The sequence below is a fragment of the Streptomyces sp. LMG1-1-1.1 genome (assembly GCF_040815545.1).
GTDB lineage: Bacteria > Actinomycetota > Actinomycetes > Streptomycetales > Streptomycetaceae > Streptomyces.
This window is the reverse complement of record NZ_JBFPNH010000063.1, coordinates 1-25,557: the sequence shown is the minus strand read 5'-3', so window position 1 is coordinate 25,557 and position 25,557 is coordinate 1. Positions and strand designations below refer to the sequence as shown.

Genomic DNA, 25,557 nt, shown 5'->3' with positions numbered 1-25,557 from the left:
GGGCGGCCGCGCCCGCCGCCCGGACCCGCGGCGACCCGTCGCGCAGCCGCGCGGCCAGCGCGGGCCCCGTTCCGGCCGGCGCGGTCTCGCCGAGGGCGGTGACGGCGGCGGCCCGGACCGCCGGATCGGGGTCGGCCAGGTACGGGCCGAGCGCCTCCAGATCGGGGGATTCCTCGACGAGCGACAGCAGCCGCAGCAGCCGGGGGTGCGGCGCCCCGGCCGGGGTCGCGTCGCCGGCGGCCCGCCCACCTCCGCCCGCGTCGACCGGACCCGTATCTCCCGAGCCTGGCACGCCTGCGGTCGCCTCTCCCGCGCCGGAGAGCCCCGCGCCAGGCGCGTCCGCGTCCGCGGCCGTGGCCGTGGGGACCTCACCGGTCGGCTCCGTGGCCGGCGTGCCCGGGGTGTCCGTCGCGCGGGCCGCCGGGGCGGCGTTCCGGGGGCCGGCCGTGGCGACCGGCACGAGTGCCACCTCGCCGATGTGCCGCTCGGGGCCGCCCGGCGGGGCGAACTCCGGCACCGGGACCACGTACGGCTCGACCGGGCGGGTGGTGAACTCCATCGCCCCGGAAGGGGACTTGCGCAGGTCTAGGTGGTGCAGCCAGCCGGTGTCGTCCCGCTCCGGATGGTCGAGCCGCTCGTGGTACAGCCCCCAGCGGGACTCGGTCCTGGCCAGCGAGGCCCGCGCCGCCATCTCGGCGCAGTCGCGGATGAACGACACCTCGGCGCACCGCATGAGCTCGTGCGGGTTCCGCGCGCCCATCCCGGCGATCTCCTCCGTCATCCGGGTGAACGCCTCGACGGCCAGGGACAGCCGGGCGCCGGTCTTGGGCGGCGACACGTAGTCGTTCACGAACCTGCGCAGCTTGAACTCCACCTGCGGCTGCGGCGGGCCGTCGGGGTGGCGCAGCGGCCGGTAGACGAGCTCGTGGGCCGCCGTGAGCTGCGCCCGGTCCAACTCCCCTTCGTACGCCCGGTACCGGGACGCGTCCTCGCCCGCGAGGTCGCCGAAGACGAACGCGCCGATCATGTAGTTGTGCGGTACGGAGGCCAGGTCGCCGGCCGCGTACAGCCGGGGCACGGTGGTGCGGGCGTGGGAGTCCACCCGCACCCCCGACGCGGAGTGGCCGCCGCACAGGCCGATCTCGGAGATGTGCATCTCGATGTCGTGGGTGCGGTAGTCGTGCCCGCGGTTCTCGTGGAAGGTGCCCCGGGTGGGCCGCTCGGTGGTGTGCAGGATCGACTCGACCGCGCCGATGGTCTCCTCCGGCAGATGGCTCAGCTTGAGGTAGACCGGACCCCGGTCCGAGGCGAGTTCGGCGGCGAACTCGGCCATCATCTGCCCCGACCAGTAGTCCGACTCGACGAACCGCTCGCCGTGCCGGTTCACCTGGTAGCCGCCGAACGGGTTGGCCACGTAGGCGCAGGCCGGCCCGTTGTAGTCCTTGATCAGCGGGTTGATCTGGAAGCACTCGATCCCGGTCAGCGCCGCACCCGCGTGGTACGCCATGGCGTACCCGTCACCGGCGTTGGTCGGGTTCTCGTACGTGCCGTACAGATAGCCGGAGGCGGGCAGGCCGAGCCGTCCGCAGGCGCCGGTGGCCAGGATGACCGCTCCGGCCCTGACGACGACGAACTCGCCCGTACGGGTGTGGAAGCCGGCCACGCCGACGGCCCGGCCGTCCTCCGGGTGGGTCAGGACGCGGACCGGCATGACACGGTTCTCGATCCGGATCCGCTCCCGCATCTCGCGCCGCCGCAGCTGCCGGTAGAGGACCTTCTTGACGTCCTTGCCCTCCGGCATGGGCAGCACGTACGAGCCGGAGCGGTGCACCTGCCGGACCGCGTACTCGCCGTGCTCGTCCTTCTCGAACTTCACCCCGTACGACTCGAGCCGCTGCACCATCGCGAAGCCGCGGGTCGCCGTCTGCCGGACGGTCGACTGGTCCACGAGGCCGTCGTTGGCGCGGGTGATCTCGGCGACGTAGTCGTCCGGTTCGGCCCGGCCGGGCACGACCGCGTTGTTGACGCCGTCCATGCCCATGGCCAGGGCGCCGGAGTGCCGGACGTGCGCCTTCTCCAGGAGCAGGACGTTCGCCCCGCGCTCGGCGGCGGTCAGCGCGGCCATCGTGCCGGCGGTGCCACCGCCGACGACGAGCACGTCGCAGGAGAGCTCGGTCGCGTCGGCGAGGTCGGGGACGGTGAGGAGGGTCTCCACGGGGTGCCTTTCGAAGCGGCCGTCGGAGGCCGGAGAGCGGAAGCCGACGGGGGAGGAGAGCGGTGCTCTCAGAGGGAGTCGAGGACTCGGCGGCGCAGGGCCGCCGTCGCGGGGTCGTCGCGCGCGTCCCGGACCCGCGGTCGCGGTACGTCGAGGACCTCGCCCGTCGCGAAGAGGACGACCCGGTCGCCCAGGTGGACGGCCTCGTCGACGTCATGGGTGACGAACACGACGGTCGCGCCCGTGCCCCGGAGGATCTCCACGAGGAGGTCCTGCATCCCGGCGCGGGTGTGCGCGTCCAGCGCGCCGAACGGTTCGTCCATCAGGACGGCACGGGGCCGCCCGGCCAGCGCGCGGGCCAGCTGCACCCGCTGCCGCTGCCCGCCGGACAGCTGGTGCGGCAGTTTGAGCGCGTGTTCGGCGAGCCCGACCCGCTCCAGCCACTCCCGCGCCGAGCTGCGCCGCTCGGCCCGCGGGACCCGGCGGATCGCGAGGGGCAGCTCGACGTTGGCACGGACCGACCGCCACGGCAGCAGCGCGTCGTGCTGGAAGACCAGCGCCCGGTCGGCGCCGGGCCGGCGGATCGGCTCGCCGTCCTGCGTGACCCGGCCCTCCAGCGGCGGCAGCAGCCCGGCGAGGGTGCGCAGCAGCGTCGTCTTCCCGCAGCCGGACGGGCCGACCACCGTGACGAGTTCGCCGGGCGCGATCCGCAGCCCGGCGGGCCCCGCCACGGGCGCCGCGCCGGGACGGCCGAGCCGTACGCCGTGCAGGGAGAGTTCCGCTCCCGCCGGTGAGGACGAGGCGGGCGCGGCCGACGCGGGCGGACCGGCGGACCCGGACGGCGTCGCGGAGGTGGCGGCTGACGCGGACGGGCTCACGGTGCTCATCGGACCGGCTCCTTCTCGGGTGCGGTGGCGCGGACGGCGGGGGAGCGAGGGGCGACGGCGGGCGCGGGGGCGGCCGCCACGCGGGCGGGCCCTGCCGGGAGCCGGTCGGCCGGGCGCGGCAGCCAGGCGGTGACCCGGCGGCCGAGCGACTCCACGGCGGTGGAGGTGAGCCAGCCGAGGGCGCCGATGGTGGCCATGCCGACGAACACCCCCGGGTAGTCGACGACCGTGTAGTCCTGCCAGGTGCGGTAGCCCACCCCGTACTCGCCGGAGATCATCTCCGCCGAGATCACACAGATCCACGAGACGCCGATGCCCACGGACAGACCGCCGAAGATCCCCGGCAGGGCGCCCGGCAGCACCACCGAGAAGAGCACCCGGCCCCGGCCGCCGCCCATGGTGAGCACCGCCTCCTCCCACACCGGGCTCAGGGCCCGCACCGCGTGCCGGGTCGACACCAGGACGGGGAAGAGCGCGGCGGCGCAGGTGATGAAGACGATGCCCTGCTCGTTGGTGGGCAGCAGCAGGATCGCCACCGGCACCAGGGCGATCGCCGGCACCGGCCGCACCACCTCCACCAGCGGGCCCAGCAGGTCGGCCGCCCACCGGGACCGGGCGACGGCCGTGCCGGCCGCCACCCCCAGGACGGCGGCGAGGAGGAAGCCGACCGCGATCCGGCGCAGACTGTGGCCGAGGTCCTGCCAGTACGCCTCCGTGCCGACGCGGTCGGCGAAGGCGGAGGCCACCTCGACGACGGTCGGGAACTGCTCGAACCGCAGCCACAGTTCGACGTCGAACGCCGTCAGCAGCTGCCACAGCCCCAGCGCCCCGGCGAGGGACGCCACCCGGACCAGGCGCCGGACCGCGCCCGTCCCTCCGGAGGGGCCACCGGGAAGCCCGCCGCTCATGAGGCGAGCCGCACGGCGTCCGCGTACGCGACGGTCCGGGAGCCGGCGTGCCCGGAGACGTACCGCTCCGCCGCCGCCCGCGTCACGAAGGCGCGCCACGTGCCGCCGTCCGCGACCCACACCGCCCGGTCCGCGAACCAGAGCGTCCCGGTCACCGCGTCCGGCACGTACGCGGCCCGCACGTCGGCTCCCCTGACGGCCTTCAGGAGCGCGCCGGGGCTGTCGAACGACCGGGTCGAGCCCTGCCCCCGCAGCCACAGTTCGGGCTTGGCCGCGGCGGCCCGTGGGTACGCGGCCCCCGGCGCGGCCCGGCGCAGGGGAGCGGTGTCGACGAAGGCGTCGACGTCGACGTCCTTCACCAGGCCGGCCTCCTTCAGGACCGGCACGTCCTCCTTGAGCGCGGCGATCAGCTCCGGGCGGAGCTCCGGGTCGAACGTGGCGATGCCCTGGGCGCCGTTGTAGAGGTAGACCACCTCCGCCGGAAGCCCCGTCTCCTTCGCCACCGACTCGGCGGCGGCGACCGGCCGGGCGCGCAGCTCGTCCGTGGCCCGCCGCTGCGCCCGCAGGAACGCGTCGAGGACTCCGGGCCGCTCCTTCGCGAACTCCTCACGGACGGTGACCCCGTGGAAGGTCGGCAGATTCAGTTCGGCCCCGTCGTACAGGGCCGTCGCCCGCCCCTGGAAGGCGAGCAGGCCCGGCCAGGCGACGAACTGCGACAGCGCGTCGACACTGCCCGCGGCCAGCGCCGAAGCACCGACGCTCGGCTGCTGGTTGAGCTTCCCGATGTCCTTCGCCGGGTCGAGACCGGCCCGTCGCAGGGCCCGCACCAGCGTGCCGTCGGCCGCCGAGCCCACACTGGTGGACACCTTGCGGCCCTTCAGGTCCGCGAGCGAGCGCAGCGGCGAACCGGGCGCGGTGACCACGGTGTTGAGACCGCCCCGCAGGTTGTAGCCGGTGACCGCGACGAGCCGCGTGGGCTCCTTGAGCTGCTTTCCGCGCGCCGCGTTGATGAGCAGCGGGAAGTCGCCCATCGAACCGATGTCGATCTTCCCCGCGGTCATCTGCGCGGTGATCGGGGCGCCGGTCGCGTAGTCCTGCCACACCACCCGGTAGGTGCGGCCGTCCTTCTTCCCGGCGGCGGCGAGCTCCTGCTCGAAGTAGCCGAGGGAGCGCAGCAGGGTGCCGGCGGTGACGGTGTTGATGGTCTTCGACTGGTAGCCGACGGTCACCGTGACCGTCTTGCCGCCGGACGAGCCGGACGAGCCGGCCGCTCCGTCGGAGCCGTCGCCGCAGGCGGTGGCGAGCGGCAGGAACAGGGCCAGGGGGAGCGCCAGGGCGACTCTTCGGGACTTCATGGGACGGGGGCCTTTCACCGGAGCAGGTAGGGCATGTTGACGGTCACCGCGCCGGTCGGACAGCGGGCCGCGCAGGGGCCGCAGTACCAGCACTCGTCCACGTGCATGTACGCCTTGCCGTCGGCCTCGCGGATCGCGAGCGAGTCGAGCGGACACATGTCGACGCACAGCGTGCAGCCGTCGATGCACTTCGACTCGTCGATGGTCACGGGCACGTCGGCGCGCTGGGGGACCAGAGGCATGGCTGTCTCCAGGAAGGGGGTACGGGAAAGGTCGGAGGGGTCAGAGGGAGCGGTGCAGCAGGCCGCTCATGGTGATGCGGTCACCGCGGAACCGGATGAACTCCAGGTCCACCGGGCGCCCGTCGGGCAGATGGGTCAGCCGCTCCAGCATCAGGACCGCGGCGCCGCGCGGAGCCTGGAGCACGGCGGCCGAGTGCGCGTCGGCGTTCACCGCCTCCAGGGTGATCTCGGCGTGCCCGAGCGGCCCGCCGGTCAGCTGCTCCAGGAGCCGGAACACATCCGTGTTCTCCAGGTCGCAGCCGAGGAGTTCGCCGCCGACGTCCATCGGCAGGTACGACAGGTCGAGCGACAGCGGCAGCCCGTTCAGCCGCCGCAACCGCTCCACACACAGCACGTCCGTGTGCTCGGGCAGGCCGAGCCGGTGCGCCACCGGCCCGGACGCGGCCACCGGCCCGACGGTCCGGACCTCGTTGGTGACCCGCCCGTGCTCGTGCAGGGTCTCCGCGAGGCCCTGGAGCCGGTCGAGACCGTGCGGGAACTTCTCGCAGACCACCACCGTGCCGACCCCGGCCCGCCGTTCGACCAGCCGCTCGCCGCGCAGCAGGTCCAGCGCCTGCCGCACGGTGTTGCGACTGGCCCGGTAGTCGGCGGCGATGGCGTCCTCCAGCGGAAGCACCCCGCCCGGGAACCGGCCCGCCAGGATCTGGTGGCGCAGCAGGTCGGCGAGCTGCCGCGCCCGGTCGGCCCGCAGCCGCAGACGGCGGGCTGCGGCGACGGGGCGGGCTGCGGAGGCGGATTCGGCGGGCATGGGACGGAACGTAGCGGGCGACCGGCCCCGGTGGTGTTGCGGCAGTATTGCGCCACCTGACACTCCGCCCGTACGCCCCTGACCTGCGACGACTGCCCACCCGCGGAAAGATCCGCCACCCGGGCGCCCACCACGTGGACGCCCGCGGGCCCACCATGTGGGAAGCCTCAGCCCGTCCCCGCCCCGACCTGCGCCCGCAAGGCGACGGACAACTGGTGGTGCAGGACCCCGAGCACCGGCTCCTCCGGCGCGAACAGACCCGCCGCGAGCTTCCAGTACCGGCCGATCACCGGCCCGTCGTGCACGGCGAGCCACCCGACGAGCCGGCGCCGGAACGCCGCGCCGTCCGCCACGCCCCGCGCGTCCGCGTAGGCCGCGACGAAGCAGTCCAGCGCCCCACCGCCCTGCGGCCCCCGCCCCGCCCCCGTCTCCGCCGCGGCCAGCGCGTACGCCTCCGCCAGCCCCTCGTACAGCACGGCCGGCCGGTACTCCCCGTCCGGCAGCGGCGGCGCCGGCCTGAACTCCGCCAGGTCGAGCCGCGGATCCGTCACCAACGCGTGCAGCCGCGCGAACGCCAGCACCTGCTCCGGGCTCGGGTCCCGCGGCGGTCGCGGCACCACCGCGTCGACGACCAGCGACACCACCCGCCCCGGCAGCCGCACCGGCAGGATCCGACGCCAGAACCGGGCCATCGCATCCGTGTCCGGCGGCACGGCCACGGCCCCGATCAGCCGTAACCGCTCGGCACGCTCGACCGCGGTGCAGTCCCTGACCAGCCGCAGCGACGCCTCACGCCAACGCAACTCGGCGAGTCGGACCCCCACCCGCCGCAACTCGCCGGCGACGACCTCCTCCAGCGCGTCCTCGCGTACGCCCGCCGCCTCGGGCACCACCCGCTCCACCGCGGACAGCGGCACGTCGAGTCCGCGCAGGGACCGGATCAGTCGCACCCTCTCCAGCGCCTCGGCCCCGTACCGACGGTGCCCGCCCGAACTCCGCCCCGCCTCCGGCAGCAACCCCCGCTCGGAGTAGAACCGCACGGTCTTCACCGTCACCCCCGCGCGCCGCGCCAGCTCCCCGATGCTCCACAGACCGTCCGACGACACGACGCGCACCTCCGCAAGGGAATCGGGGCCATCCACCCGTACGAGCAAGCTCATTGTGCCGCGCGGCTTGAATCTCCCCCCGGGGGAGTTCCTAGCGTGGCGGGCGGAAGATCGCCGAGGAGCAGCGAGGAGACGCCCCATGACCGCGTTCGTGCTGGTGTCCGGTCCGTTCACCGGGGGCTGGGTGTGGGAGGAGACCGCGGCCCGGCTCCGGGCGGCGGGAGCGGAGCCGTATCCCGTGACGCTGACGGGGATGGGGGAGCGGAAGGGGGAGGCGGGGCCCGCGACGGGACTGGAGACGCACGTCGAGGACCTGGTCGGGTTGATCGACGGCGTCGACGCGCGGGAGGTGGTGCTCGTCGGCCACGGCTACGCACTCCACCCGGTGTTCGGGGCCGCCGACCGCCGGCCGGAGCGGGTGGTCCGGATCGTGGCCGTGGACACGGGACTTCCGGAGGACGGGCGGCCGGCCGTGGGATCCGTACCCGATCCGGAGGTGAGGGAGCGCCTGGGGTACGGGACGGGCGACGGGGCCGTCGGCGACGACGGTGACGGGGGCCGGGCAGGGGCTCGCGGGCCGGTGCCGCCGCCGACGCGTGGGAGCTGGCGGCGGTGGGGCAGTACGGAGGGGATTCCCGCCGACGCGCTGGAACGCCTGGAGCGGCTCGCCGTGCCGCAGCCGGCCGCCACCCTCACCCAGCCGCTCCGCCTGACCGGCGCGGTCGCCGCGCTGCCGGTCACCGGCGTGCTGTGCACGGCGAACGGGTCCGACATCGCCATGGTGGAGATGCTGGTCGCATCGGGGCCGCCGCAGTTCCGGGCGCTCGCCGACGACCGGGTGCGGTTCTTCGAACTCGCCACCGGCCACTGGCCGATGCTCTCCGCACCGGGCGAACTGGCCGACGTGCTGCTCCGCGCGGCGGCGGGCGAGGGGCACCGGGTGACCGCGCCCGAGGGAGCTCACGCGCAGCCGTCACACCTGCTGCCCTTCCTCATGGACCTTCCCGAGGTGCCGCGCGAGCGACGGGGACGTATCGACCTCCACTTCCCGGCGGACACCGGGGACTTCCCGGCGGACGAGGGGCACGGGCCGGCCGGCGCGGGACATGTCCCGGTGGACGACGGGGACGCACCGGCCGCCGGCACCGTGAACGTCCTGGCCGACACCAGGTACGTCCCGGCCGACGACGGAGACCTCCCGGCCGACGACGGAGACCTCCCGGCCGGCGACGGAGACCTCCCGGCCCGGGGCCGCCGCCCCCTGCCCGCCGTGGTCTTCGTTCACGGCGGGCCCGTCGCGGCCGGCCAGCGGCCGACCCCGCGTGACACCCCGTTCTTCCTGGGGTACGGCCGCTACGCGGCGAGTCGGGGCGTGGTCGGGGTGACCTTGGACCACCGGCTGCACGGCATCGGCGACTGCCCGATCGCGGCGGAGGACCTGGCGGAGGCCGTCGAGCGGGTCCGGGCGGATCCGCGGGTCGACGGGGAGCGGATCGGGCTCTGGTTCTTCTCCACCGGCGGGTTGCTGGCGGCGGATTGGCTGGCCGCGCCGGAGCCGTGGCTGCGGTGTGTGGCGCTGAGTTACCCCGCCCTCGCGCCGCTGCCCGGCTGGGAGGCGGTGGAGCCGCGCTTCCGCCCCGTCGAGGCCGTGGGCACGGCGGGCGGGCCGCCGGTGGTGCTGACCAGGGCGGGGCGGGAACACCCGGTCATCGCGGCGACGGTCAGGGAGTTCCTGGACGCCGCCGGGAGGAGCGGGGCGGACGTGGAGGTCGTCGACGTGCTGGAGGGACGCCACGGCTTCGAACTCGTCGACCCCACCGACGACTCCCGGGCGGCCGTGGCGCGTGCGATGGACGCTGTCCTCGACCGCCTGGGGGCGGGGACGGGGACCGGGTCCGGGATCGTGACGGGGGACGACGTCGTCGACGGCGGGACGGCTCAGCCAGGCAGGTGAGCCTCCGTCATGTCTCCGCCGGGGCGCCGGCCCCGGCGGGGAACGGAGTCCAGGAGGAGCCGGGTGTAGGCGTGTCGGGGCTCGCCGAGGACGCGGTCGGCGGGGCCCGACTCGACGACGGCGCCGGACTTGAGGACGAGGACCTCGTCCGCGATGTGGCGGACGACCGCGAGGTCGTGGGTGACGAAGAGGTAGCCGACGCCGGATTCCTCGCGTATCGAGCGGAGGAGTTCGACGATCTGCGCCTGGATGGAGACGTCGAGTGCGGCGACGGCCTCGTCCAGGACGAGGACCCTCGGTTCCACGGCGAGGGCGCGGGCGATGGCGACGCGTTGGCGCTGGCCGCCGGAGAGTCCCCGGGGGAGGGCTTCGGCTTCGCGTGCGCCCAGGCCGACCTGGTCGAGGAGCTCGGTGACGCGGGTGCGCCGGGCGGGCGCGTCCAGCGGACTGTGGAGGCGCAGGACCTCGTCGAGGCAGCCCGAGACGGTGATGCGGGGGTCGAGGGAGAGGTACGGGTCCTGGAAGACCATCTGGATCTCGCGGGCGCGGGCGAGGCGTTCGGCGCGGCCCCGGGGCAGGGCCGAACGGTCCCGGCCGTCGAGCCGCACCGTACCGCCGTCGGGGCGTTCGAGGCCCACCAGCATCCGGACCGTCGTCGTCTTGCCGCTGCCGGACTCGCCGACGATGGCGAGCGAGGAGCCGGGTGCCAGGGTGAACGAGACGTCGTCCACGGCGGTGTGGTCGCCGTACCGCTTGCGAAGGCCTTCGACGACCAGGCCCTCCTTGGTCGTGACGGTCACAGCGAGATCCCTTCGTCGGCGCGGTGGCAGGCGGCCGACCCTACGGCGTCCGCCGCGAGCCGGGGTTTCTCCTCGTGGCAGCGCGGCACGGCGTGGGCGCAGCGGGCGGCGAAGGCGCAGCCGGGCGGCGCCTCGGCGAGGGAGACGGGGCGGCCCGGGATGGGCCGGGGAGCCGGCGCGCCGGGCGCGATGCTCGGGGTGCAGGCGAGCAGGCCCGCCGTGTACGGGTGGCGGGGGCGGTCGAACAGTTCGTCGGTGGACCGGGTCTCGACGATCCGGCCGGCGTACATCACGTACACGCGGTCGCAGACCGTCGCGGCCAGTTCGAGGTCGTGGGTGACGAAGAGCATGCCGGTGCCGCGTTCCGCCCGCAGCCGGGCGAGGATCGAGATGATCTCGGCCTGCGTGGTGACGTCGAGGGCCGTGGTCGGCTCGTCGGCGACGAGCAGGTCCGGCTCGCTCGCCAGGGCCGCGGCGATGACGACCCGCTGGAGCATGCCGCCGGAGAACTGGTGCGGATGGCGGCGCAGGGCGCCCCGCGGGTCGCGGATGCCGACCGCCGCGAGGAGTTCCTCGGCGCGCTCGGTGGCCCGGGCGGCCGGGGTTCCGGCGGCCCGCAGTCCCTCGGTGAGGAAGTCGCCGACGCGGCGCAGCGGGTTGACGGAGGCGCGGGGGTCCTGGAAGACCATCGACACCCGCCGGGCCCGCAGTGTGGTCAGTTCGGCGCGGTTCATGGTGAGGACGTCCCGCCCGGAGACCATGACCCGGCCGGTGGTCCGGGCGCCGGCGGGCAGCAGTCCGAGGACGCTGCGGCAGGCCACGGACTTGCCCGAGCCGGACTCGCCGACGAGGCCGACGGTCTCCCCGGGCCGTACCGTGAGGCTCACCCCGTCGAGGATCGGCCGGGCGGCCCGGTCGCCGGCGAGGCGGACGTCGAGCCCGTCGATCTCCAGGACCGGCGCCCCACCCGTCTGTGCGCGCATGCCGTTCACCGTTCCCGCTTCGCGATCCGGTCGGCGAGCCCCTCGCCGACGATGCCGAACGCCACCACGGCGAGCACGATGCACGCGGAGGGCGCGAGGGCCGGCAGCATGGCCCCCTGGAGGACGGCCGCCTGTCCTTCGTTGATCATGGCGCCCCAGTCGGCGGCGGGCGGCTGCACGCCGAAGCCGAGGAAGGACAGCGCCGCCAGGTCCATCAGCGCGTACCCGAAGTTCATCGCCGACTGGGCGAAGACCGTCGGCGCGATGTTGGGCAGCAGGTGGCGTACGCAGACGGTCCAGCCGGACCAGCCCTGCACCCGGTAGGCCTCGATGTACGGCCGGGCCTTCTCCTGGCGCGCGATGCCGCGCACGAGGCGGCCCACGTACGGGGTGTACGCGACGGACATGGCGATCACCGGGGCGGTCAGGCCGGAGCCGACGACCGACACGAGCAGGATCGCGAGCAGCAGGCCGGGGATCGCGAAGACGAGGTCCATGGACCGGGACAGGACGGTGTCCGCCCAGCCGCCCCGCCAGGCCGCCACCACTCCGAGGAGGGTGCCGAGCAGGGTGGAGACGCCGACGACGAGCAGCGGCCCGAGGAGGCCGGTGCGGGCGCCGTGGAGCAGCCGGGACAGGATGTCGCGGCCCGACTGGTCGGTGCCGAGCAGATGGTCGCCGGTGGTGCCGGCCAGGCTCGCGGACAGGTCGAGCGCCTCGGGGTCGTACGGGGCGATGACGGGCGCGAGGAGGGCGACCAGGACGAGCGCGGCGAGCACCGCGACCGAGACCGCGAAGAGCGGTCCCTGGCCGAACAGGCGCAGGGCGCGGAGCCCCGGCCTGCGGTACGGCACCGTGGAGGTGGTGGTGGTCATGAGGAGCCTTCCCCGAGGGAGAGACGGGGGTCGATGAGCGGGGCGAGCAGGTCGACCGCGAGGTTGACGAGGACGAAGGCCGCCACGCTCAGGAGCGTGATCGCCTGGACGACGGCGAAGTCCTTCGCCGTGACCGACTGCACGAGCAGCGACCCGAGTCCGGGGACGTCGAACGCGGTCTCGACGATCGAGGTGCTGATCAGGAGGCCGGCGAGCATGGTGCCGCCGACGGTGACGACGGGGCCGAGCGCGTTGCGCAGCACGTGCCGGCGGACCACGGCCGGGCCGGCGACGCCCCGGGCCCGCGCCACCTCGACGTGGTCGCGGTCGAGTTCGTCGAGCATCGCGGAGCGGGTGACCCGGGCGAGGAGTCCCGCGAAGGACAGCGCCAGGGCGAAGGCCGGCAGGGTCAGCTGGTAGAGCCGGTCGGCGAGGCCGACCGCCGTGCCGCCGCCGGGTCCGGGGAACCAGCCGAGCTGGACGGAGAACAGCGACACGAGCGCGATGGCCGTCACGAACGAGGGCGTGGCGGTGGCGACGCCGGTGCCGATGAGCACCACCCGGTCCGGGAGCCCGGGGCGCAGCGCGGCGAGGATGCCGGCCGTCACCCCGAGCACGGCGACCAGGACGGCGGCGTAGCCGACGAGCAGGGCGGTGCCGGTGAGCCGGGAGCCGATGAGCGCGGACACGTCCTGGTGGTACTGCGCCGAGCGGCCGAAGTCGCCGCTCAGCACCCCGCCGAGCCACTTCAGGTACTGCGTGGCCAGCGGGTCGTCGAGGTGGTGCTCCGCCCGCAGGGCCGCCACGGCCTCGGGGGTCGCGGGGCGGCCGTGCAGCAGGAACGACACCGGGTCGCCGGGGGCCAGGTGGACGGAGCCGAAGACGACGAGCGAGGTCACGAACAGCACCGCCGCCAGGCCGAGGAACCGTCCGACGAGGTAGCGCGTCATCGCTTCGCGGCCCCGATCGTCGCGGCCCACGGGTAGTACAGCTGGACGACGCCGGTCGGGGCGCCGGTGATCCGCTTGCCGAGGAAGACCGAGAAGGGGGCCTCGTACACGGGGATGACGGGCAGCTCGTCGAGCGCGATCTTCTGGAGCCTCGCGGTCAGCTCGGCGCGCTTGCCGGCGTCGGGCTCGGAGTTGGCCCGGTCGAAGGCGACGTCGAACTCCGCGTTGGACCAGTTGCCGTAGTTGCCGAAGTCGCCGGTGCGCAGGTACTGGTAGAACTCCAGCGGGTCGGGCGTGTTGTCGTAGCCGTTGGTGATGACCAGGTCGAGGCCGGTACGCGCGTTCGGGTCGACGAAGATGCTGCTGTACGCGTCGGGGGAGACGGGCTTCAGCTTGACGTCGAGGCCGATCTGGCGGCCGGCGGCCTGGACGGCGTTGGCGACGACGCTGATCTCGGGCGCCATCGAGCTGGTGGCCACGGTGACGGTCCGGCCGGTCGCGCCGGCCTCCTGGACGAGCTTCTTCGCGGCCTCGACGTCGTACGCGGGCTCGGGCAGCGTGTCGAAGAGCGCGGCGGTCTTCTCCGGGGCCAGCGCCCAGGCGCCGCGCGCGGCGGGGGCCTTCGCGGGGACGCCGACGCCGCCGGCCGCGGCCTTGATGATGTTCTTCCGGTCGAGGGCCATCGACAGGGCCTTGCGGACCTTCAGGTCGCCGAGCGCGCCGTGGAAGTCGAGGACCGCGAGGTTCGATCCGGCGGTGTTGGGGCCGAAGAGCAGCGAGCCCTTGCTGCTGGAGCGCAGCTGGGCGAAGGAGGACGAGGGGACCATGTAGCCGCCGTCGGCGGAGCCGGAGAGGAAGGCGTTGGAGCGGGCCGCCGCGTCCTCGATGAAGGTGAACTTCACCTTCTCGGACTTGGCCGCGAGCTTCGGGTCCCAGTAGGCGGCGTGCTTCTTGAGCGTGATGCTGTCGCCCTGGGCCCAGGTGTCGAGGGCGAAGGGGCCGGTGCAGTTCAGCTTGCCCTTGGGGGTGCCGTAGTCCTTGCCCTGGGCGAGGGAGGCGGCGCTGACGACGGTGCCGGGGGAGGCGGCCATCATCTCCTGGAAGAGGATGTCGTCCTTGCCGAGGCGGATCGTCACCTCCAGCGGGCCGGTCTTCTCGATCGCGTCGACGTTCTTGAAGGAGGAGCCCCAGGGCGACCCGGTCTCGGGGGCCATCTGGCGCTTCAGGGAGGCGACCACGTCGTCGGCGGTCATGGTGGTGCCGTCGTGGAACTTCACCCCGGGGCGCAGGGTGTAGACGAGGGTGCGGGGGTCGGGCTGCGCCCACTTCACGGCGAGGCCGGGCTCGATCTTCAGGTCGGGCGTGACCCGCAGCAGCTGCTCGCAGACGTTGGCCAGCACCGTGTTCGGCGGGTAGTCGTAGGCGAGGGCGTAGTCGAGCGTGTACGGCTCGGCGTACAGGGACCAGGTGAACGAGTCCAGCGGGCCCTGGGCGGGCGGCGACAGCGGGGTCACCTTGAAGTCCGTGCCGCCGGCGGAGACGGGCGGCTTGGTGGCGCCGGAGCAGGCGGCGGTGGTGGCCGCGAGCGCGGCGGTACAGGCGAGAAGCGCGATGGCTCTGGGCATGCGCATGGTGACCCACCCCTTTACGGGTGTAGTGACGGGCTCGGGGGGATGGAGCGAGTATTGGTGCGGGAACGTTCCCGCACAAGACCTGCAGGTGACTTTGCGGGAACGGTTTTGCAGAGGTCACGAGGGTGGCACCATCACCCCATGACCGAAGCTTCACGGCACGGCGGGCAGCACTCGCCGCCCGTCCCGCGCGTCCGCCTCGTCGACGTGGCGCGCGAGGCGGGCCTGTCCAAGACGACCGTCTCGGCGGCGCTCAACGGCACCGGCAGACTCTCCCCCGAGGTGCGGGAGAGGGCCCGCGAGACCGCGCGCAGAATGGGCTACCGGCCCAACGCCACCGCGCGCCACCTGCGCGCGGGACGGGCCCGGCTGATCGGATACGTGGTGGGAGGCCTCCCCGACGCGTTGTGGACCTATCTGGAGTCGCCCTACTTCGCCCGGCTGACCGGCGCCACCGCGGCGACCTCGCTGCTCCGCGGCTACGCCGTGGTGCTGCTGCCGGCCGGCACCCTGCAGAGCGAGTGGGCCGACCTGCCGCTCGACGCGGTGGTCGTCGCCGACCCGGTGGCCGGAGACCCCGTCATCGAGGACCTCCTGGCCGCCGGAATCCCCGTCTTCAGCGACCGCTCCGTGGAGGGGCGCCCCGGGGCCTCCTGGGTGGACGTCGACGCCGAAGGGGCCGTCCGCGAAGCCCTGGACCACCTATGGGAACAGGGGGCCCGGCGACCCGTGCTCGTGGTGCCGGACATCGCCACCCGCTTCCACGTCGAGGTCGAGACCGCCCACCGGGCCTGGTGCGCCGCACACGGCCTGCCGGAGCTGACCGTGCGCGTCGCGGAGACCGGGAACGGGCCGGTGGTCGAGGCCGTCGAGACCGCCCTCGGCGTACCCGAGGGGGAAGAACGGCCGGACGCCCTGCTCGTCGTCGCGGAGGCGAGTCCGCCGCTGGTCCTCGCCGCGGCGCGCCGGCACGGCTACGCGGTCCCTGACGACCTGCTGGTCGTCCTGGTCAGCGAGGACACCACGGCCCCGTACACCGATCCGCCGGTGACCACCCTCAGCCTGCGGCCGGAGGCGGTCGCGGAGGCCGGCGTCGAGCACCTCGTCGCGGTGCTGGAGCACGGCCGCCGGGAACCCGCCGGGACGCTCGTGGCGACGCGTCTCGACGTCCGGGCCTCCTCCGTCCGCCCCGGGCCGAGCGAGTAGCGGCACCTCAGCGCGCGTACACGAGCTCGCCGCCCACGTACGTGCGCTCGACCCGGGCCTCGGCGATCTCCTCCGGCGGGCGGGTGAGGATGTCGCGGTCGAGGACCACGAGGTCGGCGAGGTGACCGGCGCGCAGCGTACCCGTGTCGTCGAGGCGGTTCACGTGCGCGGTGCCCGCGGTGTAGGCGGCGAGCGCGGTGGTGAGGTCGAGGCGCTGCTCGGCGTAGAAGACGCGGTCGTCGGCGGCCTCCGGGTCCCGGCGGTTGACGGCGACGTGGATGCCCTCGATCGGGTTCGGGCTGCTGACCGGCCAGTCGCTGCCGGCAGCGAGGGTGGCACCGGCGCGCACCAGGTCGCCGAACGGGTACTGCCACGCGGCGCGCTCGGGCCCCAGGAACGGGATGGTCAGCTCGTCCATCTGCGGCTCGTGGGCGGCCCACAGCGGCTGGATGTTCGCGATGGCGCCGAGCGTGGCGAAGCGGGGCAGGTCCTCCGGGTGGACGACCTGGAGGTGGGCGAGGTGGTGGCGGTTGCCGCGGTGCCCGTTGGCGGCGACGGCGGCCTCCAGGGCGTCCAGGGCCTCGCGGACGCCGCGGTCGCCCAGGGCGTGGAAGTGGACCTGGAAGTCGAGGGCGTCGAGCTCGGTCACGTACCCGCGCAGCGCCACGGGGTCCACGAAGCTCAGGCCGCTGTTGCCGGTGGCGCAGCCGCAGCCGTCCAGGTAGGGCGAGATCATCGCGGCGGTGAAGTTCTCCGCGATGCCGTCCTGCATGATCTTGATCGAACCGGCCCGGAACCGGCCCGCGTTCAACTTCTCGCGCCGGGCGACCAGTTCGGGGATCTGCTCGGCGCCCCGCTCGCGGTCCCACCAGAGCGCGCCGGTCACCCGGGCGGTCAGCGAGCCGTCGAGCGCGGCGGCCATGTACGCCTCGGACGGGTCGGCCATGCCGCCGAACGAGCCGAGCAGCGCGTCCTGCCAGGCGGTGATGCCGAGCGAGTGCAGCAGCTTCTGGGCCCGCAGCAGGCCGGCGAGCCGGTCCTCGTGCGTGGCCTGCGGCACCAGGCGGCCCACCAGACCGATCGCGCCCTCCTGGAGCGTGCCGCCGGGGGTGCCGTCCGGCTCCCGCTCGATCCGGCCGTCGGCCGGGTCGGGGGTGTCGGCGGTGAGCCCCGCGAGTTCCAGCGCCCGGGAGTTGGCCCAGGCGCCGTGGTGGTCGCGGTTCGACAGCAGGACGGGCCGGTCGGGTACGACGGAGTCGAGCAGCTGCCGGGTGGGCAGCCCGCCGTCGAAGCTCTCCATCGACCAGCCGCCGCCGGTGATCCAGGCCTGCTCCGGGTGGGCGTCCGCGTACTCGCGTATCCGCTCCAGGTACTCCGCGACGCCGACCGTGCCGGTCAGATCGCACTCGGCCAGTTCCTTGCCGCCGCCGACGGCGTGGATGTGGGCGTCCTGGAAGCCCGGCAGCAGCAGCTTGCCCGTCAGGTCGACGACCTCCGTGCCGGGGCCGATGAGGTCCCGTACCTCGTCGTGGCCGACGGCCGCGATCCGGTCGCCGACGACGGCGAGCGAGGTGGCCCGGGTGCGAGCCGGGTCCGCCGTGAAGACGGGACCACGGGTGAAGACCAGATCGGCCGTGCTCATGTGCGCTCCAGAACATGGGATGACGTGTGGTGGGGGCCATGGAAGCGGGCGGCCGTTCACACGTCAATGGTGTTGACGTAAGGATCCGGCCAAGCGGGGCGGCCATCCCCGCAAGCCGATCGGTCTCGGCCGTTTACACGTCAACTACGTTGACGTAATGTTCCGGCCATGTCCGAACGCGTCGTCCCCGAAGGCAGTCGGCAGCGCCGCCGCCCCACCAAACAGGGCGCCGTCCTCTCGGAACGGCTCATCGTCGACACCGCCCTGCGCCTGATCGCCCAGCACGGCGCGGAGGCCCTCTCGGTACGGAGGCTGGGTGCGGCGCTCGGTGCCGACCCCACCGCCCTCTACCGCTACTTCCGCAACACCGACGCCCTGCTCCTCGCCGTCGCCGACGAGATGATCGGCCGCGCGCAGGCGGGCTGGACGGCGACCGGCGACTGGCGCACCGACCTCCGCGCGATGGGCCTGCGCATCAACTCCTGCTACCGGAACAACCCGCAAGCCGCGGCCCTCGCGGCGCACCGCACCACAGGGCGCCCCCATGAGACCCGGGCCGTCGAGCGGATCCTCGGCATCCTCCGTACCGCCGGCTTCCCCGACGACCTCGCCGTCCGCATCTACCACGCCTTCGTCGACCAGGCCCTCGCCTTCGCCGCCCAGGACGCCGCCGCGACCGCCCTGCCGCCCGCCGCCCGGGCGAAGGACGAGGAGGTCTGGCACGCGGTGTACGGCAGGCTGTCGCCCGAGACCCACCCCCACATCGCCGCGACCTTCCCCCTGCTCGCCGCGGACATGAGCGACAGCGGATACCCCTTCGCCCTGGAGCTGATGCTCGCCGCGGTGGCGGCATTGCGACCGGCGGGGGCCGAAGACTGAACGGCGCGGGGGCGGGCGTTCTCGCTCCCGGGACCCCGCCAGGACCGGGCTTCCGTGTCCGAACCCGCCCCCTGGCGTACCGTCAGCCCGTCGCCACCCGGGAGAAGCGCCCCACGGCGGCGAGGTCGGCGCTGATCAGCGCTGCCGTCTCCCGCAGCGGCGGCAGCAGGGCGGCCAGGCTCTCCCCGGGCGTGGCCCGGCCCGCGTGCAGGGCCACGTTGACCGCGGCGACCGCCCGGCCCGTGTCGTCCGTGACGGCCACCGCGAGGGAGCGCAGACCCTCCTCCAACTCCTGTTCGACCCACCCGTAGCCCCGCGTGGCCGTCGCCGCCACCACGTCGTCGAGCCCCTCGGGGCTCGTCACCGTGTGCGGCGTCAGCGCCTCGGGCGTGATCCGGCCGAGCCGCTCGGCGCGCTCCGCCGCCGGCAGGTCCCCGAGCAGGACGCGACCCATCGAGGTCGCGTACGCCGGCAGCCGGGTGCCCACCGTGATGTCGATGTGCATGATCCGGGTCCCCGCGACCCGGGCGACGTACCGGATGTCGTCGCCGTCGAGGACCGCCACGGACGCGGACTCGTGGACCCGCAGCACCAGGGCGACCAGGTGCGGGGTCGCGATCTCCGGCAGGCTCAGCCCCGAAAGGCGGGCGTAGCCCAGCTCCAGGACCCGGGGCAGGACGACGAAACCGCCGGAGTCCTCCCGTACGTACCCCAGATGGCGCAGGGTGATCAGCGACCGGCGCGCGGTCGCGCGGGGCAGTCCGGTCAACCGGGCGAGCTCCGCGAGCCGCGCGGGCCCCCTCACGGACCCGAACGCGCGCAGGACGTCGAGCCCTCGGGCGAGCGACTGGAGGAAGCCCGAGCCGAGCTCCTCCTTGAGTACGGCCCCGGTGACGGCCAGGGCCGGGCCGGCTTCGGATGAGAGCCCCGGAGCGGTCGGTGCGGGCCCCGGACCGGTGGGTGCGGCGCCCTCCGCCTGTGATGCGGGCCCCGGACCGGTGGGTGCCGCTGCCAGGGCCTCCTCCATCGCCGCGACCGCGCGACGGAGCGGCGGCAGGGCATGCTCCGCCAGTGACCGGGCGGTGTGCCGACGGGTGTGGCTGAAGACGCTGACCGCGCAGACCACCGCACCGTCAGGTCCCCGCACGGGAAGGGCGACGGCGAGCAGCCCCGGTTCGATGGTCTGGTCGTCCACGGCCATGCCGCTCGCGCGGGCTTCCCGTACCCGGTCGAGGAACTCGGCCTCGACCTCGGCGGGCGAGGCCGCCGGGCGGGCCGGCACGGAAGGGAAGCCGGTGTCCAGCGGGTCGGCGGCACGACGGGTCCGCCACCGCGCGAGGTCGTCCTCGTCCCAGTCGGCGGCGAACAGGGCGCCGGGCGCGCACCGTTCGGCCGGCAGGAGGCCGCCGGGCCGGAAGGAGATCGCCATGGCGCGGCGGCGGGTGGCCTGGGCGACGAAGCGGACGCCGTCGCGGTCGGGGACGGCCAGCGACACCGATTCGTCCAGCGCGTCGGCGAGGGCGTCGGCGTGCGGGCCGAGGCGTTCGGGGAGCCCGCAGGAGGCGAGATAGGCGTTGCCGAGCTCGGCGGCGCCCGGGGCGAGGAGCAGGTCGCGGCCCTCGGCCCTGAGGACGCCGAGGCGGACGAGTGTCGTGGCGACCCGGTCGACCGTGGAGCGGGCCAGCCCGGTCGTCCGGGCGAGGTCGCCGGGACGGTGGCGGACGGCGGGCCCCGAGGCCATCACCCGGAGCACGGCGAGCCCGCGCTCCAGCGGTCCGACCAGCTCGCCGGGTACGCCCTCGGCCTCGGCGGGGTGCGGCATCGTCCGGACTCCTCGGGGCGGTGGGGTGAGCGGGGGCGCGGGGTGCGGGGAAACCGTACCCCCGCCGTCGACGCGGCCCCCGGTGGGGACGGGACCCGCTACCGGCCCGGAGCACGGGTCCGCAGGGCAGGCGGGTACCCGGCACCCGGGCACCCCGCACGTGTGCACCCCGGCACCCGGGCACCCCGCACGTGTGCACCCGGGCACGCGGGCGCGAAAAAGGGGCGGCCGTGTGCGCGGCCGCCCCCTTTCCGCACACGCGGAGGTCAGGCGAAGAAGCGGTACACCGCCTGCGCGACGCACGCCGGCTTGGCGACGCCGTCGATCTCCACGGTGAGGTCCACGACGACCTCGACGCCGCCCTTGACGTCCTCGACGGACACCACGCGGCCGTGCGTGCGGATCTTGGAGCCGACGCGCACGGGAGAGGGGAAACGCACCTTGTTCAGGCCGTAGTTGACCGCCATCGACACACCCTCGACCCGGAGCAGCTCGCTCCACATCGGGATGAGGAGGGAGAGGGTGAGGTAGCCGTGGGCGATGGTGCCGCCGAAGGGACCGGTCGCCGCGCGCTCGGCGTCGACGTGGATCCACTGGTGGTCGTCGGTGGCGTCGGCGAAGGTGTCGACGCGGTGCTGGGCGATCTCGACCCAGGAGCTGTGGCCGAGGTCGGCCCCGGCCTGGGCCTTGATCTCGTCGATGCCGTGGACGGTGAGAGCCATGGGAGTACTCCTCGTAAAGAAAGAGGGGAGAGAGGGGATGTCAGGTGTCGCTGCCGTAGCGCGCCCGGATGGGGGCCTTGAGCAGCTTTCCGGTGGCGTTGCGGGGGAGGTCCGGCGCGAGGACGACGCTCTTGGGGATCTTGTAGCGGGCGAGCCGGGACTCCAGGTGGGCGATCAGCTCCTCGGCGGTGACGGTCGCTCCCGCGCGGGTCACGACGACGGCGCGCCCCACCTCGCCCCACCGGGCGTCGGGCACGCCGATGACGGCCGCCTCGGCGACGTCCGGGTGTCCGAGCAGGGCGTCCTCGATCTCGACCGGGTAGATGTTCTCCCCACCCGAGATGATCATGTCCTTGATGCGGTCGACGAGCCGCACGTAGCCGTCCTCGTCGACGACCGCCACATCGCCGGACCGGAAGCGCCCCCCGTCGCGGAAGGCCGCGGCGGTCGCCTCCGGTAGGTTCCAGTAGCCCGGCGTGACGTTCGGCCCGGCGACGACGACCTCGCCCTTCTCGCCTGGCGCCGCCTCCTCGCCGGAGGGCAGCAGCACCCGTACGTCGGTGAAGAAGTGCGGCACGCCCGCCGAACCGGCGTGGGTCAGCGAGTCGGCCCGATCCAGGATCAGGGCGCCCGGCGAGGTCTCCGTCATGCCGTACCCCTGGACGAAGGCGAGGCCCCGGTCCAGATAGGCGTGGGCGGTGCGGGTCGGCACCGGGGCGCCGCCGCAGAGCAGCGTGCGCAGACTGGTCAGGTCCGCCTCCGCCCATCCGGGGGTCGCCGCCATCGCGTCGAACATCGTCGGCACGCCGAACATGTAGGTCACACGGTGCCGTTCGACGAGCCGCAGGGTGCGCTCCGCGTCGAAGGAGGACTCCAGGAGGACGGTGCCGCCCTTCAGGAGGATCGGCAGGCAGCTCATGTTGAGGGCGCCCGTGTGGAAGAGCGGTGCGGCGACCAGCGCCACCTCGTCGCCGGCGAGGTCCGTGTCCACGAGGACGTTGAGGCTGTTCCAGACGATGTTGCCGTGGGTCAGGACGGCGCCCTTGGAACGGCCGGTGGTTCCCGAGGTGTACATGATGAGGCAGACGTCGTCGTGCCCCACCTCCTCGTCGACCGGCTCCGTGGACGCGGCCGCGAGCAGTTCCTCGTACGGGGCTCCCGGGCCGCCGTCCACCGCGAGGACGGTGCCGACGTCGGATCCCGCCGTCAGTTCCGTCACCCGCTCGGGCGACTGCCCCGTGTGTACGAGCACGCTGCTGCCCGAGTCGGTCAGCTGGTGGAGCAACTCCGGTACGGCGAGCCGGGTGTTGAGCGGGACGAACACCGCGCCCAGCAGGCCGGCCGCGAAGAGCGTCTCCAGGTAGGACGGATGGTTGGGGCCGAGGAACGCCACCCGGTCGCCGCGTTCGACTCCGGCACTCCGCAGGGTGTGGGCCAACCGGGTGCAGCGGTCGTGGAGTTCGGCGTAGTCGACCGCGCGGCCCTCGTGCAGGAGGGCGGTGCGCCGGGGTGACCTGCGGTCGCGGCGTGCGGGCCACGAGCCGATGCCCTGGTTGCGCATGGGGTGATTCCTCAGTTTCCGGTGAGGCCGAGCAGCCGGGCCGCGTTGTCCTTGAGGATCTTCGGACGGACCTCGTCCTTGATCGGGAGCTCCGCGAAGTCGGCCAGCCAGCGGTCGGGGGCGAGCAGCGGGAAGTCGGAGCCGAACAGCACCTTGTCCTGCAGGAGGCTGTTGGCGTAGCGGACCAGCTGCGGCGGGAAGTACTTCGGCGACCAGCCCGACAGATCGATGTACACCTGCGGCTTGTGGGTGGCCACCGCGAGTGCCTCGTCCTGCCACGGGAAGGACGGGTGGGCGAGGACGATCCTCATCCCGGGGAAGTCGGCGGCGACGTCGTCCACGTCCATCGGGTTGGAGTACTTCAGCCGGATGCCCCCGCCGCCGGGAGCGCCCGCGCCGATGCCCGTCTGCCCGGTGTGGAAGACCGCGACGGCGCCGGCCTCCTCTATCGCCTCGTACAGCGGGTACGCCATGCGGTCGTTGGGGTGGAAGGCCTGGATGTTCGGATGGAACTTGAAGCCCTTGACCCCGTACTCCTCGACGAGCCGCCTGATCTGACGGACCGCCGCCTTCCCCTTGTACGGGTCGACTCCGGCGAACGGGATGATGACGTCGGGGTTGCGCAGCGCGGCCTCGGCGATCTCCTCGTTGGGCACGGGAGGGGTGCCGGTCGCCGACTCCGCGTCCACCGTGAAGACCACGCACGCCATCTGCCGCTCGCGGTAGTACGTCGCGATCTCCGGCAGCGTCGGGTGGCGGTGCTCCGCCTTGAAGTACGCGCCGGCGGCGGCGTCGAGCTCGGCGGAGAGCGACGCCCCGCCCTTCTCGGACACCTCGGCGTGGGTGTGCATGTCGATGGCGACGAGCGCGTTCACGTCCATCGGGCCGTGGCCGCTCACAGCTGCGGCGCCGGGATGCCGAAGGTCTCCGGGGTGCGGCCGACTGTCACCGGCCAGGCGGCGGCGATGGCCTCGGCGCTCCAGCCGCCGTCCGCGTACGCCACCGACACCTCCTGCGGATGCGACCAGAGCGCGAGCTTGTCACCGCCGATGCCGACGCACTGGCCGGTCACGCCGGCGGCGGCCTCCGAGGCGAGGAAGGTCACCAGTCCTGCGACGTCCTCGGCCGTGCCGAAGCCCTCGCCCTTGCGCAGGCTGTCGGGGAGCGCGATGCCGTCCTTCTCCAGGGCCTCGACGTGCGGGGCGAAGACGGGGATGGTCTTGGTCATCGCGGTCGCGGCGACCGGGATGACGGCGTTCGCGGTGATGCCGGCCTTCGCGAGCTCCATGGCCCAGGTGCGGACCATGGCGGCGATGCCGGCCTTGGCGGCGGCGTAGTTGGTCTGGCCGAAGTTGCCGCGCTGTCCGGCGGGGGAGCCCGCGACCACGATCCGGCCGCCCTCGCCCTGGGCGCGCATCCGCTCGACGGCGGCGCGGACGCAGGTGAAGGTGCCGCGCAGATGCACCTCGACGACGGTGTCGAAGTCCTCGTCGGTCATCTTCCACAGCACGCGGTCCCGCAGGACGCCGGCGTTGGTGACCATGACGTCGAGCCGGCCGTAGCTGTCGACGGCGCGGGCGACGAGTGCCTCGGCGGCCTCGGTGGAGCCGACCGGCACCACCTCGGCGACGGCCCGGCCGCCGTCGGCGGTGATGAGGCGCACGGCCTCGGCGGCGGCTTCGGCGTCCACGTCGTTGATCACCACGGCGGCGCCGGATGCGGCGAGCGAGCGGGCGTAGGCGAGGCCGAGGCCGCGGCCGCTGCCGGTGACGACGGCGACCTTGCCGGCGAGATCCACAGGATTCATGAGCGGGGGTCCTTCCCGAGAGCCGGGTGCGGGGCGCGAAGGTGACGCGGCCTGGAGCACGCACCGGCGAGGCCAAAGCTAGGCATATTCTTGCCTGCGGTCAATAAACTGCCGAAGATTCTTCCTGAGGTGCGGAGTCCGGGCCTACGCTGTCCCCGTGATCGCACCCGACCCGGCGCAGCCGTCCGAAGCCGACCCCGAAACGGCCGGCCGAGGCGCCCCGCCCCGCCCCCAGTCCCTGATGCTGAGCTTCTTCGGCATCCACGTCCTCGGCACCGGCACCGCCCTCTCCTCGGCGAGCGTCATCGACGCCTTCGCCCGCGTCGGCGTGGGGGAGGACGCCGTCCGCTCGACCCTCACGCGCATGGTCGGCCGGGGGCTGCTCGAACGGCACCGGCGGGGCCGCAGGATGTACTTCTCGCTCACCGACCGGGCCGCCGGTGTCCTCGCCGACGGCGAGGAGCGGATCCGCCGCACCGGCGCCGTCAACCGAGCCTGGGACGGCACCTGGACCCTGGTCGGCTTCTCGCTCCCCGAATCCTGGCGCCGCGAACGCCACGACCTGCGCTCCCGGCTCGTCTGGGCGGGCTTCGGCCCCCTCCAGAGCGGCCTCTGGGTCGCGCCCGGCCGCGTCGACGTCGCCCACGTCGCGGCGGAACTCGGGTTGGGGGACCGTATCAAGGCCTTTCACGGCGAGGCCGCCGCCCCCACCGAGGCAGGGCCCCTGCTCCGCGCCGCCTTCGACGTCGACGCCATCGCCGAGGGCTACCGCGCCTTCCTCGCCCGCTGGGGCGACGGCCCCGCACCCGCCGAGGCGCACGACGACCTGGGCCGCCTGCTGCTGCTCCACACCGACTGGCTCGACGTGGTCCGCGGCGACCCGCACCTGCCCGCCGAGCACCTTCCGGAGCAGTGGCCCGCCGAGCGCGCCGAGGCGCTGTTCCACGAGCTCTCCGCGCGCTTCGAGCCGGGAGCCCGCCGGATCGCGGACGAGATCCTCGACCGCTGGGACCCGCTGACCTAGGGCCTGGCGTCACACTCCCGCCTGCGGGCGTCGACGGGAGTGTGACGCCAGGCCCTAGTAGTGCTTTGTTAGGTGGTGTCGTAGGGCTGCCATGGGACGGTCTGTTGGCAGGTGGGGCAGGTGCCGGTCCAGGTGGCGATGAGGTGTTGGAGGAGGCCCAGGGCCTGGTAGAGAGTCAGG

The 25,557-nt window shown here is 74.0% G+C and carries 22 protein-coding genes; 4 read left to right on the top strand and 18 right to left on the bottom strand.

Going from position 1 to position 25,557, the window contains the following annotated elements; all coding sequences use genetic code 11:
- The 7 genes from MRBLMG1_RS30945 to MRBLMG1_RS30915 all read right to left on the bottom strand — a co-directional run.
- Nucleotides 1-2,215: fumarate reductase/succinate dehydrogenase flavoprotein subunit (locus tag MRBLMG1_RS30945; protein ID WP_367827468.1), on the bottom strand; the 2,215-nt coding region annotated here is incomplete at its 3' end.
- Nucleotides 2,216-2,283: 68 nt separating this feature from the next.
- Nucleotides 2,284-3,102: an ABC transporter ATP-binding protein gene (locus MRBLMG1_RS30940; RefSeq protein ID WP_367827467.1), complete on the bottom strand. Its 819-nt coding sequence runs from the start codon at nucleotides 3,100-3,102 to the stop codon at nucleotides 2,284-2,286.
- The gene (locus MRBLMG1_RS30935) at nucleotides 3,099-4,010 is read right to left on the bottom strand and encodes an ABC transporter permease (protein WP_367827466.1); all 912 of its coding nucleotides are present in this window, start codon (nucleotides 4,008-4,010) and stop codon (nucleotides 3,099-3,101) included. The genes MRBLMG1_RS30940 and MRBLMG1_RS30935 overlap by 4 nt, the downstream gene beginning before the upstream one ends.
- Nucleotides 4,007-5,365, bottom strand: a complete 1,359-nt coding sequence (locus MRBLMG1_RS30930) for an ABC transporter substrate-binding protein (protein WP_367827465.1) — start codon at nucleotides 5,363-5,365, stop codon at nucleotides 4,007-4,009. Before MRBLMG1_RS30930 ends, MRBLMG1_RS30935 begins: the two co-directional genes overlap by 4 nt.
- Before the next feature lie 14 nt (nucleotides 5,366-5,379).
- On the bottom strand, nucleotides 5,380-5,607 hold the full coding sequence (locus MRBLMG1_RS30925; RefSeq protein ID WP_015038198.1) for an indolepyruvate ferredoxin oxidoreductase subunit alpha: 228 nt from the start codon (nucleotides 5,605-5,607) through the stop codon (nucleotides 5,380-5,382).
- Nucleotides 5,608-5,647: 40 nt separating this feature from the next.
- Nucleotides 5,648-6,415, bottom strand: a complete 768-nt coding sequence (locus MRBLMG1_RS30920; protein ID WP_367827464.1) for a GntR family transcriptional regulator — start codon at nucleotides 6,413-6,415, stop codon at nucleotides 5,648-5,650.
- Nucleotides 6,416-6,582: 167 nt separating this feature from the next.
- Nucleotides 6,583-7,521 carry a MerR family transcriptional regulator gene (locus tag MRBLMG1_RS30915; RefSeq protein ID WP_367827463.1) on the bottom strand — a complete coding sequence of 313 codons (939 nt, stop codon included), beginning with the start codon at nucleotides 7,519-7,521 and terminating at the stop codon, nucleotides 6,583-6,585.
- Nucleotides 7,522-7,660: 139 nt separating this feature from the next.
- Between MRBLMG1_RS30915 and MRBLMG1_RS30910 the strand changes: the two genes are divergently transcribed.
- Complete coding sequence (locus MRBLMG1_RS30910; RefSeq protein WP_367827462.1) at nucleotides 7,661-9,475, top strand: dienelactone hydrolase family protein; 1,815 nt, start codon at nucleotides 7,661-7,663, stop codon at nucleotides 9,473-9,475.
- Here the strand turns inward: MRBLMG1_RS30910 and MRBLMG1_RS30905 are convergent.
- Genes MRBLMG1_RS30905 through MRBLMG1_RS30885 form a run of 5 tightly spaced genes read right to left on the bottom strand, consistent with a single transcriptional unit; the run spans nucleotide 9,460 to nucleotide 14,714 of the window.
- Nucleotides 9,460-10,275 (bottom strand): ABC transporter ATP-binding protein, encoded by an 816-nt coding sequence (locus MRBLMG1_RS30905; protein ID WP_367827461.1) that lies wholly within the window; start codon nucleotides 10,273-10,275, stop codon nucleotides 9,460-9,462. The genes MRBLMG1_RS30910 and MRBLMG1_RS30905 overlap by 16 nt on opposite strands.
- Nucleotides 10,272-11,258, bottom strand: coding sequence for an ABC transporter ATP-binding protein (locus MRBLMG1_RS30900; RefSeq protein WP_367827460.1), 987 nt, complete (start codon nucleotides 11,256-11,258; stop codon nucleotides 10,272-10,274). The genes MRBLMG1_RS30905 and MRBLMG1_RS30900 overlap by 4 nt, the downstream gene beginning before the upstream one ends.
- A gap of 5 nt (nucleotides 11,259-11,263) precedes the next feature.
- On the bottom strand, nucleotides 11,264-12,133 hold the full coding sequence (locus MRBLMG1_RS30895; protein WP_367827459.1) for an ABC transporter permease: 870 nt from the start codon (nucleotides 12,131-12,133) through the stop codon (nucleotides 11,264-11,266).
- Nucleotides 12,130-13,083 carry an ABC transporter permease gene (locus MRBLMG1_RS30890; RefSeq protein ID WP_367827458.1) on the bottom strand — a complete coding sequence of 318 codons (954 nt, stop codon included), beginning with the start codon at nucleotides 13,081-13,083 and terminating at the stop codon, nucleotides 12,130-12,132. Before MRBLMG1_RS30890 ends, MRBLMG1_RS30895 begins: the two co-directional genes overlap by 4 nt.
- Nucleotides 13,080-14,714 (bottom strand): ABC transporter substrate-binding protein, encoded by a 1,635-nt coding sequence (locus MRBLMG1_RS30885; RefSeq protein ID WP_367827457.1) that lies wholly within the window; start codon nucleotides 14,712-14,714, stop codon nucleotides 13,080-13,082. Before MRBLMG1_RS30885 ends, MRBLMG1_RS30890 begins: the two co-directional genes overlap by 4 nt.
- A gap of 141 nt (nucleotides 14,715-14,855) precedes the next feature.
- On the opposite strand from MRBLMG1_RS30885, the gene MRBLMG1_RS30880 reads away from it, so the two are divergent.
- The gene (locus MRBLMG1_RS30880; protein ID WP_367827456.1) at nucleotides 14,856-15,920 is read left to right on the top strand and encodes a LacI family DNA-binding transcriptional regulator; all 1,065 of its coding nucleotides are present in this window, start codon (nucleotides 14,856-14,858) and stop codon (nucleotides 15,918-15,920) included.
- A gap of 7 nt (nucleotides 15,921-15,927) precedes the next feature.
- Here MRBLMG1_RS30880 and MRBLMG1_RS30875 read toward each other — a convergent pair whose 3' ends face one another.
- Nucleotides 15,928-17,562 carry an amidohydrolase gene (locus tag MRBLMG1_RS30875; RefSeq protein ID WP_367827455.1) on the bottom strand — a complete coding sequence of 545 codons (1,635 nt, stop codon included), beginning with the start codon at nucleotides 17,560-17,562 and terminating at the stop codon, nucleotides 15,928-15,930.
- A 168-nt stretch (nucleotides 17,563-17,730) separates the two neighbouring features.
- Here MRBLMG1_RS30875 and MRBLMG1_RS30870 point away from each other — a divergent pair, with 168 nt between their 5' ends.
- Entirely contained in the window at nucleotides 17,731-18,441 is a 711-nt protein-coding gene (locus MRBLMG1_RS30870; protein WP_367827454.1) for a TetR/AcrR family transcriptional regulator, read from the top strand.
- An 82-nt stretch (nucleotides 18,442-18,523) separates the two neighbouring features.
- Here the strand turns inward: MRBLMG1_RS30870 and MRBLMG1_RS30865 are convergent, their stop codons facing one another.
- The 5 genes from MRBLMG1_RS30865 to MRBLMG1_RS30845 form a co-directional block, all read right to left on the bottom strand.
- Nucleotides 18,524-20,263 (bottom strand): IclR family transcriptional regulator domain-containing protein, encoded by a 1,740-nt coding sequence (locus tag MRBLMG1_RS30865; RefSeq protein ID WP_367827453.1) that lies wholly within the window; start codon nucleotides 20,261-20,263, stop codon nucleotides 18,524-18,526.
- A 266-nt stretch (nucleotides 20,264-20,529) separates the two neighbouring features.
- The gene (locus MRBLMG1_RS30860; protein WP_367827452.1) at nucleotides 20,530-20,985 is read right to left on the bottom strand and encodes a MaoC family dehydratase; all 456 of its coding nucleotides are present in this window, start codon (nucleotides 20,983-20,985) and stop codon (nucleotides 20,530-20,532) included.
- A gap of 40 nt (nucleotides 20,986-21,025) precedes the next feature.
- Nucleotides 21,026-22,546 (bottom strand): acyl-CoA synthetase, encoded by a 1,521-nt coding sequence (locus tag MRBLMG1_RS30855; RefSeq protein ID WP_367827451.1) that lies wholly within the window; start codon nucleotides 22,544-22,546, stop codon nucleotides 21,026-21,028.
- An 11-nt stretch (nucleotides 22,547-22,557) separates the two neighbouring features.
- Entirely contained in the window at nucleotides 22,558-23,427 is an 870-nt protein-coding gene (locus MRBLMG1_RS30850; protein WP_367827469.1) for an amidohydrolase family protein, read from the bottom strand.
- 14 nt (nucleotides 23,428-23,441) lie between these two features.
- Nucleotides 23,442-24,353, bottom strand: a complete 912-nt coding sequence (locus MRBLMG1_RS30845; protein WP_367827450.1) for an SDR family NAD(P)-dependent oxidoreductase — start codon at nucleotides 24,351-24,353, stop codon at nucleotides 23,442-23,444.
- Between the two features lie 157 nt (nucleotides 24,354-24,510).
- On the opposite strand from MRBLMG1_RS30845, the gene MRBLMG1_RS30840 reads away from it, so the two are divergent.
- Nucleotides 24,511-25,377: a PaaX family transcriptional regulator C-terminal domain-containing protein gene (locus MRBLMG1_RS30840; protein ID WP_367827449.1), complete on the top strand. Its 867-nt coding sequence runs from the start codon at nucleotides 24,511-24,513 to the stop codon at nucleotides 25,375-25,377.
- Nucleotides 25,378-25,557 lie beyond the last annotated feature (180 nt).

Coding starts and splice junctions, on each gene's coding strand:
- MRBLMG1_RS30940 (WP_367827467.1), bottom strand. CDS start 3,102: ATGAGCACCGTGAGCCCGTCCGCGTCAGCCGCCACCTCCGCGACGCCG.
- MRBLMG1_RS30935 (WP_367827466.1), bottom strand. CDS start 4,010: ATGAGCGGCGGGCTTCCCGGTGGCCCCTCCGGAGGGACGGGCGCGGTC.
- MRBLMG1_RS30930 (WP_367827465.1), bottom strand. CDS start 5,365: ATGAAGTCCCGAAGAGTCGCCCTGGCGCTCCCCCTGGCCCTGTTCCTG.
- MRBLMG1_RS30925 (WP_015038198.1), bottom strand. CDS start 5,607: ATGCCTCTGGTCCCCCAGCGCGCCGACGTGCCCGTGACCATCGACGAG.
- MRBLMG1_RS30920 (WP_367827464.1), bottom strand. CDS start 6,415: ATGCCCGCCGAATCCGCCTCCGCAGCCCGCCCCGTCGCCGCAGCCCGC.
- MRBLMG1_RS30910 (WP_367827462.1), top strand. CDS start 7,661: ATGACCGCGTTCGTGCTGGTGTCCGGTCCGTTCACCGGGGGCTGGGTG.
- MRBLMG1_RS30900 (WP_367827460.1), bottom strand. CDS start 11,258: ATGCGCGCACAGACGGGTGGGGCGCCGGTCCTGGAGATCGACGGGCTC.
- MRBLMG1_RS30895 (WP_367827459.1), bottom strand. CDS start 12,133: ATGACCACCACCACCTCCACGGTGCCGTACCGCAGGCCGGGGCTCCGC.
- MRBLMG1_RS30890 (WP_367827458.1), bottom strand. CDS start 13,083: ATGACGCGCTACCTCGTCGGACGGTTCCTCGGCCTGGCGGCGGTGCTG.
- MRBLMG1_RS30885 (WP_367827457.1), bottom strand. CDS start 14,714: ATGCGCATGCCCAGAGCCATCGCGCTTCTCGCCTGTACCGCCGCGCTC.
- MRBLMG1_RS30880 (WP_367827456.1), top strand. CDS start 14,856: ATGACCGAAGCTTCACGGCACGGCGGGCAGCACTCGCCGCCCGTCCCG.
- MRBLMG1_RS30875 (WP_367827455.1), bottom strand. CDS start 17,562: ATGAGCACGGCCGATCTGGTCTTCACCCGTGGTCCCGTCTTCACGGCG.
- MRBLMG1_RS30870 (WP_367827454.1), top strand. CDS start 17,731: ATGTCCGAACGCGTCGTCCCCGAAGGCAGTCGGCAGCGCCGCCGCCCC.
- MRBLMG1_RS30865 (WP_367827453.1), bottom strand. CDS start 20,263: ATGCCGCACCCCGCCGAGGCCGAGGGCGTACCCGGCGAGCTGGTCGGA.
- MRBLMG1_RS30860 (WP_367827452.1), bottom strand. CDS start 20,985: ATGGCTCTCACCGTCCACGGCATCGACGAGATCAAGGCCCAGGCCGGG.
- MRBLMG1_RS30855 (WP_367827451.1), bottom strand. CDS start 22,546: ATGCGCAACCAGGGCATCGGCTCGTGGCCCGCACGCCGCGACCGCAGG.
- MRBLMG1_RS30850 (WP_367827469.1), bottom strand. CDS start 23,427: ATGGACGTGAACGCGCTCGTCGCCATCGACATGCACACCCACGCCGAG.
- MRBLMG1_RS30845 (WP_367827450.1), bottom strand. CDS start 24,353: ATGAATCCTGTGGATCTCGCCGGCAAGGTCGCCGTCGTCACCGGCAGC.